Genomic DNA, 15691 nt, shown 5'->3' on the forward strand with positions numbered 1-15691 from the left:
GCGCGGCGAGCAAGCCCGGTCAATTTGCAGGAAGCACCCACTGGGCAGATAAAATCCTCGCTTGATGCAGTCCCCGACATCAAATAAGTGATCTCTGCTATGGCAGGTCTACTGGCTCTCAGTTTTTGAACGGATTTGAGCAATCGCGTTCAACGCAGGTCTCGCCTTCCCGGCCGAAGGCCAGTGGCTATGAGACACGCTCACTGCATACAGTTGCGGGGACAGCTCCAGTGTATCTGGCATATTGGAATTCATTCCACCAGACCCTGGCATTCCCTCAAGTGTTTGCGTTGCTGTTGCGGTTAAATAATAAAACCGGCGGACAGTTCAGATATAAACACTTGCCCATACGGGGACATAACGAGAAAGGCGGTGATTCTATACCAATGCCGGGCCGGCAGCTATCGCGGAATGTGATGGCGGCTTCCAACCGTGTCGGAACCGCCAGTTCACCCGCAAAAATATCAGCGGGAGAGGGTGGGAGATTTTGCAGCTACTTAAGTATTTTCAAAACTGGAATTCTAGCGATCAAGCTTAACCACAGCCGTCATTTGTTCATCGCCAAAACCTGCTGCAATTGCGGCGTCGAAGGTCTGCTTTACTTGCGAAATAACGGCGGCATTGGGGCTGGAACGTTGAAAATAGTCGAGATCTTTCGCCACCAGTTCGACCGGAAACAAGGGTGCGAAATTACTGTTGGCCATACTCTGCCCCGCCAGGTTGGCTGCGGGGCTAAACACAGGACTGCTGGCCATCATTTCCAGCGCGCCCGGTACCGGCAGGTCTTGCGCTTGCAAGAACTTGCACAATTCAGCCATGGTCGCCACCTGAGTAGCCAGCATGGCATTAACCGCAAGCTTAATCGCCGCACCACTGCCGAGAGGGCCTGCATGGTGCACAGCGCTGCCCATTGTGTTGAGTAACGGGGTAACTTTAGCTACAGCGTCATTATCGCCACCCGCGAAAAATACCAGCGTCGCCGCTTCTGCCTGCGGGCGGGAACCGGATAAAGGGGCATCTACCAGCGCTCTCCCCTGTACACGAAACGCCTGCGCCAGGGTTTGCAAACCGGCGAGAGAAAGGGTCGAGCATTCAACAGCCACACTGCCCGCACCCATACCGTGGATCGCACCACTGGCTTCGTCGAGCCACACCGCTTGACTGGCCTCATCGTCACGCACCATGGAAAACACAACGTCTTTCCCCGCTGCTGCCGCCTTCGGCGATTCTGCTTTCGCCGCACCTTTCTCCACCAATACCGCCATTTTTTCGGATGTGCGATTCCAAACGGTGACATCATGCCCGGCATTCAACAGGTGCTCGACCATACGCACCCCCATCGCTCCCAAGCCTAAAAATGCAATCTTCATCGTTAAGTTTTCTCCAATTTTCACAACACTGGTTTTAAATTTAGTCGGCAATAAACATTATAAGATCATCCGCTCTATCGCCGGTTTATACCAGAATTAATCGTCATTCAAGCCAAGGTTAGCGCGCAGCGCGTCAGTTCCGTGTAAAACGCGGGGCCATATTTAGTCCCAGCAATAAAAGCCCGCCGTGTAATTCAGAATTTGCGCGTGCAAACTTCTGGAACTGGCCCTGCCCGCAATACCGTAGACAACCATCAAAGGGATAAGATGCTCCTCGCGCGGGTGGCAGAAACGTGCGAAGGGTGCCTGCTCCCATTTAGTCAGCTGCTCAACGCGCTGGGCTTCGTCAAGAGCCCCGCCCACCGTCTTGTCGAGCCATTGCAAAAACGCCGTATTTTTAGCTTCACTCTCCTCGCTTGGAGAAAAAAACGCGCGAAAATTGTGGAAGGTGAAACCCGAACCGATAAACAGCAGGTTTCCGCGCGATAACTTTGCCAGGGCTCTGCCAATGTGGATATGTTGGAGCGGGTTTAAACCCGCCGCTAAGGATACCTGAACGACTGGAATGTTGGCCTGGGGGAACATTAATTTGAGGGGGACAAAAACTCCGTGGTCCAACCCGCGCGAATTATCCAATTCCGCGTTGACCTCCCCAATCAGTGCAGGCTCTGCGCGGAGTAACTCGACAATTTCCTGAGCCAGAGCAGGCTCGCCGGGGCACGGGTATTGGATATGGTAAGCCTCGTCTGGGAAGCCGCCATAATCGTAAAGCAGACTCGGGTTTCTCGCCCCCGTAACTCGCACACCCGACGCTTCCCAATGCGCGCTGATAACAACAATCGCCGCAGGTGACGGCGTACCCTGCACGATGGTTTCCAATAATGCCCGCATATCTCGGTGCTGAGGATCACCCAACAGTGGTAACGGGCCGCCGCCGTGGGACACAAAAAGTGCCCGATGGCGAGTATTTTCAGACAGGTGCTGCACTTAATAATCCTCTGGACCAAGCGGTATCAGCCCGCGCGGATTTAATTCTTTAATCGAGTAATAACCGGCTTTGATGTGATCGATATGCACGGTTTCTCTCACCCCGGGCAGAGCAACTATCCGTTGCGTGTACGCCATCAGATGCGGCATAGCTCGCAACGTGTTGCGATTGCATTTAAACAGCCCGTGATAGGCGGCATCAAACCGAATCAGCGTAACAAATAAACGCACATCGGTTTCGGTCAGCTGCTCCCCCAGTAAAAATGGACGACCATCAGCCAACCGCGCTTCCAGGTCATCCAGGGTGGCGAAAACTTTTGTATAAGCTTCCTCGTATACAACTTGACGAGTGGCAAACCCGGCCTGATAGACGCCATTATTCAGGTTTTCATAGAGCCGTTTGTTAAGGGCATCTATATCGCTGGCAAGGTCCTGTGGATATAAATCCGGGCCAGCCGCACCCTGCTCTTCGAATGCTGTATTTAACATGCGAAGTATATCCGCCGACTCATTGTTGACTATGGTCTCACGCTGTTTATCCCACAACACCGGAACCGTAGCGCGGCCGGTAAATTCCGGATCTGCTTTTGTGTACAGCTCGTGCATATATGTAAGGCCATAAATGTGATCCTGAGTAGCCCCGGGAAACCCCTTAAACGCCCAACCTTGATCGGTAAGCTGGGGGTTGAGCACACTCACACTTATCAAAGACTCCAGATTTTTTAGCGCGCGAACCATCAGTGCGCGAGACGCCCAAGGGCAAATGTACGCAACATAAAGGTGGTAACGCCCCGGCTCCGCCTTGAACCCATCACCACCAGTTGGGCCTGCGCTGCCATCCGGTGTAATCCAATTGCGGAATGAGGACGTTTGACGAACAAACTCGCCATCGGTGTCTTTATCATCGTTCGGCGACCAATCGCCCTGCCATTTGCCATTCACTAACATAAATTTCTCCGTTTTTAAGGTATTAGATTTTTCGCCAATACCCTGCTCTTTCGATGTCTTTATCTAATGGCTACGTTAATCACACCAAAACAGATTCATTGTTGAAGCTTCGTTCAGACATTGCCTTCTGGCGAACTGCATTGATTAATGCGTCCAGCGAGAAAGCACCACCACCTGAAAACGCCAAGCTGACAGACGCGGCAGATAGCGCCAGAGCATATTCATAACCATTGTTCGATAAGAACAGTCCGTTACCGACGTGTGCGGAAAATAGCGCAACGAGCATGGTAAACGCGGTCACCAGCGCCGCCGGACGTGTTAACAGGCCGAGGGCAAGCGCCACCCCACCAAAAAACTCCCCACTGCCAGCGAGCAGCGCCATGGCGTAGCCGGGCTCCAAGCCAATACTGGACATCCATTGACCAGTGCCCACCAAACCGTAACCGCCAAACCAGCCGAATAGCTTTTGTGCACCGTGAGCAATAAAAATAACCGCCACCGGCAGTCGCAAGCTGGTCGCCGCCAAGCCAGACGTGGGCGCAAATACAAATTTCGAAAATAGCGTTTTCATAATGTGATTCCTTTAATCCAGAAGAATTCGCAGTGATTACCTCTGCGAGCCAGTGAACACAGGTTAATATCATCGTAACGTTGAATAAATTGGGTTAGCATTGCTTATCTATCAACGCATTGTTGATAATTGCGAGATTGTTTGGGCAGTGAGGGTGCGATGGAGCGGATTGACGTCTGAATAAGCGGATGCAGGCACAGCACGGAGCCCGCGTCAGCAAGGCAAGGTGAACCCGCGTTACGGGGGAAAAACAAAAAGTCGGCAGAGCAGTTGGTGGCAGAAAACAATCATCAGTACTAAACAGGCGCCGATTCCATTGGTACTTCAGCGGCTCCCGCCTTGCTGGTTAATTCTGATCAACATTAACGCTTTCCATTAAGGCTCGCGGTAATCCTGCAAAACCGGGTGGAAAAGATCGACCGTCCCAAATGGGAGCGGTATAGAAATTAAATTCCGCCAGATCTCTCTCCCCCAGCGCGAGAAAATAACGCTCGCTGGCAATGCTTTCTTGTAGGTAAAAAACACCACCGGCGAGTTGTTGAAGTTCCACGGGAGACGTATCTGCTACCACAGGCTGGTGAACGTTTTCATCAGCGAACGTTACCTCCAGCCCTGCTTGCGGATCGACTCTTAGGGAAACACTATTGAGAAAAGTATTGCTGCGCTGCAAATACGCCTGTATCCAGGCTTCGCTTTGTTGAGTAACCAGCAGATTATCGTATTGCTCGTAATCTTGCCCCTGTGGTGTCAGCAGTTGCAGTGAAAAGCAAAACGCCGGGCGTGGACCAGTAGGCTGCTGAGTTTGCACAGCGAGCTTGTTAGAGCCCGAGCCTATTCGCCACACCACAGTATATACCGTAACACTGCCGTAATCGCCCCAATAGGTGAAGTCCGCGCGCGACTCTAAATTAATAAAAGGGCGCAGGTCCTTTTTAATGTTCGCCTGCAAACACGCCTCCCCCACAAGCACCGAAGGGTCGCGAAAACGCAAGCGTTTATTGGAGAGTACAAGCTCGAACCAAGGGCACTTTTTTAAATAATCTTGCGAGGCTCCTACCGTCACCAACTCCCCACGTTTTGCGGAAAACAGGTTTTTAAGCTGACTCAGCATCGCCAAGCGCTTCCTTTCGCTGCAGTTCTGCCTCTGGTGAGAGCTTTATTTCCATGGAGTTCATTATATCGTTAATGGTTTTGTCCACGGCTTCAGGAAGGTTGGTATCGGGGCTGAAGTAGTCGTCTATATGGCGGCTGGGTTCGAAGATTACAACTAGTGAATTACTGTGGCTGAGCGCAACACTATAATTGACATGATGTGGATAACCCGGCTGACCCACACTGTATTTTAGCCACTCGAAATTGTTTATTTTTATTACTTCAAAATCATTCCTATTTTTGGGGTATTGAAAAAAGTTTTGGGCTTTATACCTAACAATATCTTCTGGCGGAATATTTCGCTCAGTTAACATATCGCCATTCCATTTGGAATATTGTTTGTCCAAAGCTTGACACAAAAGATCAAGATGTATATTTCGATCAAACAATGAATTTCCAGCACATTTTTCATCGAGAGTCTTATTTATTGCAATGTGAAGCATTAGACTACCGATAGAGTCTGATGCTGAAAGACCGGCGAAGAAACTCCAGCCGGTGCGAAGCAGGGCCTCTGCATATACAGTACTAGCCTCCAACAAATCGTCATATGATCCCTCTGAAAGCATATCAAACTGTTTTATAACCGGCCGAAGGGGAACTTCTGCCGTATGAGGCGGCTTTTTAAAGCTAACAAGCACTCCTGAGAGATCTAAACTTTCCACTGGCGCTTTTTCAACATCCGGCCCGTAAAGATTTGTTGGCGACGCGCGCCAGCGTTTGAGAAACGACATTATCGCCCCCTGATTTTTTTAACTATTTCAGAGAAGAAAACGCTATTGACCCTACCACCCGTAGCGGCCTTGGCATGCGCTGCAAACTGATGCTTGTCTTTAAACGGGTGAAAATGAGGGTTAACTGCTGCGTCTGTTATTTCTGCGTTTACGGCTACCATATTACGGAGGGTGTTGTACTTGAAAAGCGATGTCGCACCCAACTGTGCTGCAAACTTTATCCAGCCTGCAGACGCGAGCAAGCTGGCTTTGCCTTGAGAACGAATCACGTCTGCCTGGGTGACATGTTCCTCGCCAAACTTAGCCACTTCGTTCGCGATTGCACCGGCCCTTATCGTGCGGTTTAATGCGCCAGACCAATCGTCTTCATGTACTTTTAGCGCGTCTTCATGCAGCTTCATGCCCGCTGCGCGTACACTACCCAGAACTTTACCTAAATGCGATTCATCGGGTGTAGAAAGAAAAATAACTTCGTGCTTATCAAGGTTCTGACCTTTTAGACGTTCTATCGCTTCACCGAAAAGTTTTGCTCCATTGCCATGGATTGACCACTGAACCACCTGCCCGCGCCGCTGAGCCTCCAATATCCCGTTACCCAACATTCCTGCCGCATGTTTACGATTTACCTGCTTTTGTTCTGGTGTGTACCAGTTGCATCCTTTATCCCTCAAGCTTTGAGGATTGTAGAACAGCGTATAACCTTCATTACGAATAGCGTTGATACCATCTCTATTCCCGTACGAGGCTTCTACCAAAGAGGGCAAAATATCGGCGCCAGCATGGTTCAAGCCCTTGGCCAAGCCATTTATCGCTGCGTTTTTTGTGAGAATACTTGTACTATCATTTCGTCTAACGACCCAACCTTTACCCCTAGCTTCAAACGTAGCTTTATAAAAACCTGGCGATTCTCCTTTACGAAAACTCGCATAATCAATATCCGTAACATACACGCCTGAAGGCTCACTACTACCGCTACTCTGCACAACTTTGTACACCACCTTCAAGTCGCCAAATATATGCATATGCTCGAAAGCATTTTGCATATTGCTAAAGGCTGTTCCTCCGGCGGCAACTGCGCGCAACTGGTAGAGCTGCCGTAGCAAACGGTCAGAATTGACTTTCGCCTCCCCCTTTTCGCCACCGGCAAGCGCAGAAAACTTCGCTGCCAGATTTTGGTCGATAAACACCTTTCTGCCAGAGGTTCCGTCTGTTTCTTTGGCAAGCAATACAAAATTAGAACTGGGCGTTCCCAGCAGCCTGGAAAAACCAGCCAGCTTTGCATTCCTTCTTAGGTTTGAAATTTCCATTTAATCTCCCTGATGTCCGTAAGGTGCTATTTATGTATTCCTTCAGTGCGTTTTATTCCAGCGATTATATTTTAATTTGCTAACACAAACACCTGGACAAATTCACCAGGAAATAAAATGCACTGGATCAAAAGGTTGTAAGCTGAGAGCAATGTGACTTGACGCGCCTTCTACTTGAGTGCCCGCCCCAGATCGTACAAGAAAAGACCAACACAACCGCTATGTAACCGGTAGATTAACGAGGGGCTTTTAATTATACGAATCAGCGCTTCTTGAATATTCATTGACGGCCACAGTCAGACCAGTATTAAGTATTAAAAAGTCACTTAATAAAACAGCTTGATTCTCCTTCAGTTCGCACCCCACCCTAAACATCCGCACCAAAGCATTCTTCTTACCTTTGATGGCCCACAGGACGTTAATACACCGAGCCTCCCCTGCAACCACTCCATAAACGCTTAGAACACGCGCTCTGCGCACATTCTCCCATTGAAAAATACTAGGCGCTCCACGCGACCACTACTTTTAATCCCTTTAGGTTCATCCATTTAGGCACAATGACCGATTTATTTCTCGTGAGGAGCGTGTTCCATTTGGGAAGCCGATAGGCAGATAAGCTAACAGAAGAATTCGCAGCGGTTGACTCTGCGAGCCAGTGAGTACAGGTTAGTATCACCGCTATGTTGAATAAATCAGCATATCATGCTTATCTATCAACGTATCGTTGACAATAACTGAAGCGTCTCGGCAGGGGGATACTAATGGACCGGATTGAAACCATGAGAGCTCTTGTGGCGGTTGTCCACGAGGGCAGCTTCACCAAAGCGGCTGAGCGCCTGCAGATGTCACCGCAGCTGGTGAGCAAATATGTTGGCAAATTGGAGGAGCAGCTCGGCGCGAGACTTCTCCAGCGCACTACGCGCAGCCTGCACGTCACGGAAGCCGGTGCACGCTATGCGCAAAGGGCTGAGCTGTTATTAGACGAGCTGGCCGATATGGACCAGCAACTGGGTAACTTCCAGCAGGAGGCGAAGGGAGAATTGCGCATAAGCGCACCTGTGTCGTTCGCCGCTAAACACATGGGCCCCCTGATTAGCGACTTTCGACAAACTCACCCTGAGGTGACGGTCGACTTGAAGCTGAACGACCGCAAAGTGGACATCGTCGATGAAGGTTTCGACATCGCCTTGCGCATTGGCCGCTTGCGCGACTCCTCGCTTATTGCCAAACCCATCGCCCCCATCAAACTGGTATTGTGCGCCAGCCCGGCTTACCTTGAAAAACAGGGCACACCCGCGTATCCCAAGGACTTGGCAGACCACCACTTCCTGCGCTACAGCTACCTGGACGCGCAGGCCATCCCCCTGAATCAACACCTTCAGCGGGCTCGCCACTCGCTGGTGTGTAACAACGGCGACCTGCTCACCCAAGCCGCTATCGCTGGCGCAGGAATCGCGCTACAACCCACGTTTATTGCCGGCGACGCAATAAAGCGCGGCGAACTTGTCGCCTTACTCACCGAACACACGCCCCCGCCCTTCACCCTCTATGCGGTGTACAGCCACCGCACTCACCTCGCCAGCAAGGTACGCGCGTTTATCGATTTTATAGACGGCTATTTTGGCGACCCGCCTTATTGGGATGGGTTTTAGACTAGAAATTTCTATGGTTTGTACCAAAACATACCGTGTTTTTAAAACTTATCCCAAGCAATCATCGACATTTTGACTTTGTTCGAAGCTAGCAGCTTTCGACAGCACAATCTTCCATACGGCGCCAGATGACTTTGTTCATTGCATGTGTTGTCTTATTATCCAGAATCGGTAGTAAATCGCTATTAACTGCCAGTTAATGCGGGTAACTAATAACCGTGTTTCAACACAATATTATTGATAACTATTAATTATGAAATTTTCCGCAAATTATCAGCTAAGAGAAATAAAAAATCCGTCATATCCCGATGCGATCGATGCTGTTGATATTTATATGAATACGACGCACCCCTGTATTAGAACTGATAGCAATGCCATATTTTACTGGCTAGAAAATTATCATAACATATACGATGACAAGCTTTGCGCACTGGCGTTCTACATGAACGATATCGTAATTGGGTTTGCTCAGCTTTGCTACTTTATAGAAGAGAAAATAGTTGTTATAGATTACGTGTCAATCGACCCCGGCTACCGAAAACACAACGTTTTTTTCGAATTTTGCGATCATATTTTTGAATATATTAAAAATGAATTTAGGGACTATTTATTCATAATCACTGAGCTTGCAAAAATGCAAAATCCCACACAAAAATGCGACAACTTTGAAATAATGAGTCGATTGCTTGGGATGGTGGGTTTTTACGAATTAGATGTTGATTACGTTCAGCTAGAGCTATCGAGCAAAAACCACGAAAGTTTTTTGGAGGCTGGTTTGTTTGTAAATCCCCGTCCGGCCGGGGATTTCTTGAAAAAAGAGACCGTGTGTGAAATATTGCATGTTCTTTATATTAAGCATTATCTCCGATGGTACGAGGTTCAACCCCGACAAGATTATGATGAGTATAAAATTAAAGCTCACCAAACATACAAAACATCCTCCAAAAAACTGAAGAAAAATATAAATTTAAAATCAACCGAAACTGAGCTATTGAAGAACAATAACCTAGCTCAACCAACTGCGTTGAGAGGTGCGTCTTTTAGTTGGCCAGTTTTTTACATGGTGTCAATATTCTCCTCAACACTTATCATTGTTGCTTTATTGAAGCTGCTAAGTGCGGAGAAATCAGATTTTATTCAGCTGTTCCTCCTTATATTCTTGAGCTTCCTAATGATTACAGGAATAATCCTGCCGGCCACCCAAAAAACAGTGCGCCAATACCTGACAATCATTCTGAAAATTTGGAAAAACAAATGATTACATTGGATGCGTACTTGCTCAATAGACCTTTAACTATGGGGGCGTCATCAAGAAATGAGACCTTGGAAGATAAATTTTGTAACCCCGTAAACCTAAACAATAACGGCGAAAGTATATGAATGTGGCGCTCATAATCAACACCTAATCCAAACTTCTTAGCCAAACCAACAACAAGAGTATCCGAGTAAACCCAAAGCATCTCCTTTTTGTTTTGATAAAAAGTTTCACTAATGCAAGCATGCTTTTTAAAAGCCTTCTTGAATAGATATTCAAAACTCCAGCTACTTTCAAATTCAATGAGCATTTTGCCCTTCGCAATCAGAACTCGAGATAGTTCCGACAAAGACAAGTAAATATCCGTATAGTTTATCACAGAGCCGACGCAAACTATGGCCTTTATAGAGTTTGATGCAATCGGTAAATTTGTGACAGTTGCAGCGATAGAGTTGGGAGGAGAAAGGAATTTTTCTGAAATATCGAGATGAATCATGTTTTCTAATTTCAACCCGTGACTATTTCCAGCTGACCCCACCAGCAGTATTTTGTCGGTTTCATCTAAAACTGTGTCGTACATCAAAAATTCGCGAACATATCCGTCAATTTTACGCCTTGTATGTACGTGCCACCTGTCATCATTGCTCCATATTTCTTTGATTTCACTATATTTTCTTCGAACTTCAGACTCATTAATCATAATTAATAGTTATCTATAAAACCTCCTTACGTATATTTGCCAGCGCAACGTTTCTCATTACATCGCTGTGGCTTACGTGGGCGTATATTTGGGTTGTGCTTATGCTTTGGTGGCCGAGCAGCTTTTGGACGTAGATGATGTCGACACCGTTGTTTAGCAGTTCGGTGGCTGTAGAGTGGCGGTACATGTGGGGGGTTGCTACGCGGGTGAGGTTGGCGGCTTTGCTGCAGTTTTTTAGCCATATGCGCACCATTTGGCTGGTGGCTGGGCGGCCGCGGCTGTTAACGAGCAAATTTTGATCGATTGGTGTGGTGATTTTTCTCAGTTGAATGTAAGACTCAATCAAGTTTCTGATCGACTTATCCGTAACAAATACCCGGCGTTCGCGCTGGCCTTTACCCCGAATATGGATAAACTTTTCTTGCAGATAAATATCCTGTAGCCGTATACCGGTCAGCTCACCTACCCTAACCCCGGTGGTAAAGAGCAGCTCAACACACACCAGAGTGGTCAGATGGTTTAAGTTGCTTCGTGACACAGAAGCAAATTCACCCACTCGATAATCACTGTTCTTCGGCAGGCCCAGCCTGCTGCGACAGATGCGAAGTAGTTTATTGAGCTCTTGTACGCTGAGATTCCTAGGCAGCCGGTGCGGCAAGCGCACCTTCAGCTCAAACTTGCGGAACGGCGAGTCATCGAGAATTTCTTCATTCTCCAGCCACTTGAAAAGTGCTTTTAGGCAGGCCAAGCGCCGCTTGACAGTAGCGTGAGATAAGCCGTCGGCAAAACAGGCATCGACAAACTTGGTAATGATTTTTCGATCGATCTTTTCCAACCGGGCTCGCCGACCTACCACCACCAGAAAGGTCTGCAAGTCGCGCTCGTACGCCCGTATTGAATGGTGAGACAACTTCTTTGTGTACTGACAGTAATCGAGGAATCTTCCGCAGGCTTCCTTTACCAGCATACCAACCACCTTGCGTTTAGTAACAGGGCCTCAAACCCCTTGTTGATTGTCGCGTCAGGTGGCTAGTATAGAGATACCGCAAAAAATAGCTAATATGTTAATTACAGGCGGAATTTTGGTGTCCCGCCCTACAAAACGACCGGCAATGTTGGGCTTCAGGCAAAAAACGCTGGAAATCCACCGGGTGGGAACGGCTCTGTCGGTAAAGGAGTAAAGCTATCCAACAGACTGCACAATGGCTCTAGGCGAAGCTGTTAATGTATCCGTTAACCAATATAGCGGGCTTGAGTGACAAGGCATTTAGCTGCGAATAAGTGTGTGAACGGGGGTTTCAACGCTACACATCCAACTCGCTATCCATCGCCCGCAGGTGCTCGTCCACCGGCGCCTTTAGCCAGTTATAGAGCAGGCCCAGAAATAGCAGTACTGCAAAAACCGTGGCGACCATAAACCCGTACACTGCATCGCCGCCAAAGGCGTCGCTGACAACACCCATTGTCAGCGGTCCGGCGGCGGCACCTGCGGCGGTGAAAAAGAGGATGACGCCCGCCACACTGCCGTGCTGATTTTTGCGGAAGCAGCTAATGCCTTTGGAGTTTAAGGTGGGGTAAATCACTGACATAAACAAACCCGTAAGCGGCAACAGCACCAAGGCGATACTTTTACCAACCACAATTGAGGTAACAAAGCACAGGGCAATAAGGCCGCTGCAGAGCATCATCACCATGGACCAGCTCACCCGCTCCAGCAACCACATACCTAAAAAACGCCCCAGCGCGCGCAGGACAAAAAACAACGTGAGTGCGTAGGTGGCGAGCAACAGAAACGAACCGTCGTACCCGAGCAGGTAGGTGGGCATCCATACATAGATTGCACTTTCAGTGGCGACATATAGAAAGGCGCCCACCGAAAAGCTGAATGCATAGGGGTTGCGCGCCAGCGCCAGGGTTTGGATGAAGCTGCCCTGCTCTTTGGTTTCACTTAATTTTGCGTGCGGATACTGAACCCGGGAAGCGAGAAGAATTAAACAGATACACAGGTTGCCCGCAATAAAATACAGCCACTTCCAGTCGATGCCCGCAGCCAGCAAGGTCGTGACGATTAGCGGCCCAATAATAGCCCCTACGCCAAAAAACGCCTCCACACCGTTTACCGTGGTGGTGTGCTCTTTAGTGGAGCGGGAGATATCGCCAATCAGCGCCAGTGCAGCAGTTTTAAATACACCAATAGCCACACCAGAAACCATCATTAACGAGAGGAAATAGTAGAAGTCGTCACCCCAGATAAAGGCGTAAGACACCAGTGCAAACAGACCGAGCCCGAGCATAACGGTAAGCTTGCGCCCAAAGCGGTCGGCCAGAAAACCCAAACCCAAGCCTGCTAGCGCAATGGCCAGCATCGGGCCGTAATGAATCATCCCCGCTTGCGTCATACTTAAATCGAACTTGGCCATTAGCTCAGGAATAATTACGCCCACCGCATCGGTTGTCATGGCGAACATTAAAAACATCATGTAAGTGAGCCAGCGCAGGGTGCGTAAATTATTATTTGTCATTATGTCTTTCCACTGTACTTAACTTGATGAAAGCCGTTTTCTTGCAACGCATCACGGCTGAATTTCTGTGTGTGCAAACACCCAGCTATCGAAATCCCGCCATTGGTCCAGGGTTTGTATTTCGCCTTCGCTTTCGGCCAGTAAATGAAAACTGTACGACTGCAAATTAATTTCCAAAATGAGGTGACTGGACGAGGCCCGCCACGCGAGGCTTAACAACTGAGCATTGGTTCCTATACATTCGAAACGACCTGTTTGAAATGCCGGGTGTAAATTGCGAAAGCGTATTAGCGCCAGTAAATGTTTAACTACCGTGGTTTCCAGCCCGGCGGAAATATCTGCTTCAGAGTAATAATGCCGGTTAATATCGCGGCCGACGGCAGTGCGCTCCAACAGCGCCATATCGTTTTCGCCCGCAAACAAGCCCACGTAATACACCTGTGGAATGCCCGGTGCAAAAAACTGAATCAGCCGCGCAAGCAGGTATTTATTTTCGTTGGAACCCAATGCTTCAAAGAAAGTACAGTTGATCTGATAGAGGTCTACATTGGATGCAGCCGCGCCCGTGGCCTTGCGACTGCGATGTTCACTGTTCGCGTGAATATCTTCGACCAGCGCGTCGACTTGTTCGTCGCTCAACAAACCCGCGCCCACTTGCTTATCTGCCGCAATATCAATAATGCCGATGCCGTCGTGAGTATCCAGCACAGTAATCGCATTGCGAGGAGATATTTCCAGCCAGTTTTGCAGCGGCTGACTATCACCGGCAATCAAGGTATGAAGTACCAGCGGCGGAAGGGCAAAGTCGTACACCCAATCCGCTTTTTTGGCGATGGCCACTTGGGTAAGAAAATGCGCGTGAATTTCTACCAGCACTTCCATTCCGCGTGCGCCAGCCTTTTGCGCAAACGCTTCAATAAACGCGAAAGTCTCTTCGGTCATAAAGCAGCGTGAACCCGCTTTTTTTACTGCATAACCGGCGGCGTCCAGCCTGATCATTTTTACGTTAGCCGCTGCGAGCCGATCCAGTATTCGCCCAAGATAGTCCTGCCCAGCATCACTAAAAACGTCAATATCGATTTGGTCCGACGTAAATGTTGTCCAGCATAAACGTTCCTTGCCATCGTCAAACCTGATTTTACTGAACGGCAGCCCGGGGCGCGGGCGATACAAATTCACCAGATCTGATTCGGTGGCACCACGCGAAAAAACCTTGTCGAAGGTCAGGAACAGTGAAGCGTAACTGGATGCATCACCATGGGCTTTGTAGTCGATGAATTCTGCCGACCGGCTGGACATATGATTAACAATAACGTCCACCATCAACTCATGACTTTGTGCCAGCGCGGCAACGTCCGTCCAATCGCCCAGTCGTTCATCGACTTTGGTGTGATCAATAGGGTCAAAGCCTGCATCTGCGCCATCTATAGGGTAGTAAAACGGCAAAATATGCACTCCGCCGAATACGCCCTGCAGTTTTCCAGTGAGAAGTTGAGTCAAGTCCGCGAAGGTGCCGCAACCTAGCCGATCAGCGTAGGTGCACAGTTGCACTAAGTTTTTCATAGTGAGTCTTCTTGTTAATGTCGTCGGTATTCGGGGTAGGCCAGCATGAGGGAACCCAGGGGGCCCGCATTGCCTGCCAGTTCCGGCAGGCAGAGATAGCTCTCCAGAGACGCTTCCAACTTCAGCGCATCCACATAGCCATTTAATTTTTTATACAGCGCAGTGCGCACGCGAGCCAGCAATTGCTCGCTGGAAACACCGCCCCCCACAATGATGCGTTGCGGCGAAAACAGCAGTGTGAGCGAGTGGAAAAACTCAGCCAGATAGCTTGCCTGCATATCCCAGGCGGGGTGCTCCGGGGGAAATTCGTTCAGTGGCATACCCCAGCGTTTGCGCAGCGCTGAACCGCTGGCCAGTCCTTCCGCACAATTTTGGTGGTAGGGGCACGCCGAAAGGAAGGTTTCATCGGCCATATGACGCGGTAGTGCGATATGGCCCATTTCCGGATGCGAGTTACCTCTCACCGGCGCACCTTCAATTAATGCACCGCCGCCGATACCTGTGCCTACAGTGATGTAAATGAAGTTGCGCAGTCCCTTGCCATTACCGTGCTGGTGCTCGGCAATGGCTGCCGCATTCACATCGGTATCCAGATTTATCGGGCAGGAAAATCGCTCGCGAAAAAACGGCACCACCGACGTGTGCGACCAGCCGGGTTTTGGCGTAGATTCAATGCAGCCGTAGTTCGCGGATCCGGGGTCTATATTCACCGGGCCAAACGCGCCTATGCCGATACCCGCAAGTTCGCCCTGTGAGGCGAGAAATGTGTGGATTTGGCCGAGCGTGTCTGCCGGATTAGTGGTAGGTATTTGAAGTTGATCGCGAATAGAATCGACACCGGTGCCAATAAGGCAGATGGTTTTTGTTCCACCCAGTTCGATACCCGCATACAAAGGCTCATTCATAGCGCTATTTCCGAATGCGGCCCACGCC

Annotated in this window: 14 protein-coding genes and 1 riboswitch; of the genes, 2 read left to right on the plus strand and 12 right to left on the minus strand. The window is 49.2% G+C overall.

The features are described 5' to 3' along the window. Nucleotides 1-84: 84 nt before the first annotated feature. Nucleotides 85-335: riboswitch (cobalamin riboswitch) on the minus strand. Nucleotides 336-521: 186 nt separating this feature from the next. The 7 genes from TERTU_RS14735 to TERTU_RS14765 form a co-directional block, all read right to left on the minus strand. Then, nucleotides 522-1370, minus strand: a complete 849-nt coding sequence (locus TERTU_RS14735) for an NAD(P)-dependent oxidoreductase (RefSeq protein ID WP_015818175.1) — start codon at nt 1368-1370, stop codon at nt 522-524. Between the two features lie 162 nt (nt 1371-1532). After that, the gene (locus TERTU_RS14740; protein ID WP_015818290.1) at nt 1533-2357 is read right to left on the minus strand and encodes a DODA-type extradiol aromatic ring-opening family dioxygenase; all 825 of its coding nucleotides are present in this window, start codon (nt 2355-2357) and stop codon (nt 1533-1535) included. Then, nucleotides 2358-3305 carry a glutathione S-transferase family protein gene (locus TERTU_RS14745; RefSeq protein ID WP_015818279.1) on the minus strand — a complete coding sequence of 316 codons (948 nt, stop codon included), beginning with the start codon at nt 3303-3305 and terminating at the stop codon, nt 2358-2360. A 79-nt stretch (nt 3306-3384) separates the two neighbouring features. Continuing rightward, a complete protein-coding gene (locus TERTU_RS14750) occupies nt 3385-3876 on the minus strand; it encodes a DoxX family protein (protein WP_015818750.1) in 492 nt (163 codons plus the stop codon). 346 nt (nt 3877-4222) lie between these two features. Next, entirely contained in the window at nt 4223-4987 is a 765-nt protein-coding gene (locus TERTU_RS14755) for a hypothetical protein (protein ID WP_015818900.1), read from the minus strand. After that, entirely contained in the window at nt 4971-5759 is a 789-nt protein-coding gene (locus TERTU_RS14760) for a hypothetical protein (protein ID WP_015819618.1), read from the minus strand. The genes TERTU_RS14755 and TERTU_RS14760 overlap by 17 nt, the downstream gene beginning before the upstream one ends. Further along, entirely contained in the window at nt 5759-7066 is a 1308-nt protein-coding gene (locus TERTU_RS14765; protein ID WP_015820604.1) for a hypothetical protein, read from the minus strand. The genes TERTU_RS14760 and TERTU_RS14765 overlap by 1 nt, the downstream gene beginning before the upstream one ends. A 779-nt stretch (nt 7067-7845) precedes the next feature. Here TERTU_RS14765 and TERTU_RS14775 point away from each other — a divergent pair. Both TERTU_RS14775 and TERTU_RS14780 read left to right on the plus strand, forming a co-directional pair. Beyond that, the gene (locus TERTU_RS14775; protein WP_228378170.1) at nt 7846-8718 is read left to right on the plus strand and encodes a LysR family transcriptional regulator; all 873 of its coding nucleotides are present in this window, start codon (nt 7846-7848) and stop codon (nt 8716-8718) included. Nucleotides 8719-8971: 253 nt separating this feature from the next. Continuing rightward, entirely contained in the window at nt 8972-9976 is a 1005-nt protein-coding gene (locus tag TERTU_RS14780; protein ID WP_015818759.1) for a hypothetical protein, read from the plus strand. Here TERTU_RS14780 and TERTU_RS14785 read toward each other — a convergent pair. From TERTU_RS14785 to TERTU_RS14805, 5 genes are all read right to left on the minus strand, one after another. Next, nucleotides 9948-10673: a methyltransferase domain-containing protein gene (locus tag TERTU_RS14785; RefSeq protein WP_041590265.1), complete on the minus strand. Its 726-nt coding sequence runs from the start codon at nt 10671-10673 to the stop codon at nt 9948-9950. The genes TERTU_RS14780 and TERTU_RS14785 overlap by 29 nt on opposite strands. A 13-nt stretch (nt 10674-10686) precedes the next feature. Then, entirely contained in the window at nt 10687-11640 is a 954-nt protein-coding gene (locus tag TERTU_RS14790; protein WP_015820511.1) for a tyrosine-type recombinase/integrase, read from the minus strand. Between the two features lie 337 nt (nt 11641-11977). Further along, nucleotides 11978-13195, minus strand: coding sequence for an MFS transporter (locus tag TERTU_RS14795; protein ID WP_015819358.1), 1218 nt, complete (start codon nt 13193-13195; stop codon nt 11978-11980). A 51-nt stretch (nt 13196-13246) separates the two neighbouring features. Then, nucleotides 13247-14758 (minus strand): sucrose phosphorylase, encoded by a 1512-nt coding sequence (gene gtfA / locus TERTU_RS14800; RefSeq protein WP_015817509.1) that lies wholly within the window; start codon nt 14756-14758, stop codon nt 13247-13249. A gap of 14 nt (nt 14759-14772) precedes the next feature. Continuing rightward, complete coding sequence (locus TERTU_RS14805; RefSeq protein WP_015820092.1) at nt 14773-15663, minus strand: ROK family protein; 891 nt, start codon at nt 15661-15663, stop codon at nt 14773-14775. Nucleotides 15664-15691 lie beyond the last annotated feature (28 nt).

It is taken from the genome of Teredinibacter turnerae T7901 (genome assembly GCF_000023025.1).
Lineage (GTDB): Bacteria > Pseudomonadota > Gammaproteobacteria > Pseudomonadales > Cellvibrionaceae > Teredinibacter > Teredinibacter turnerae_B.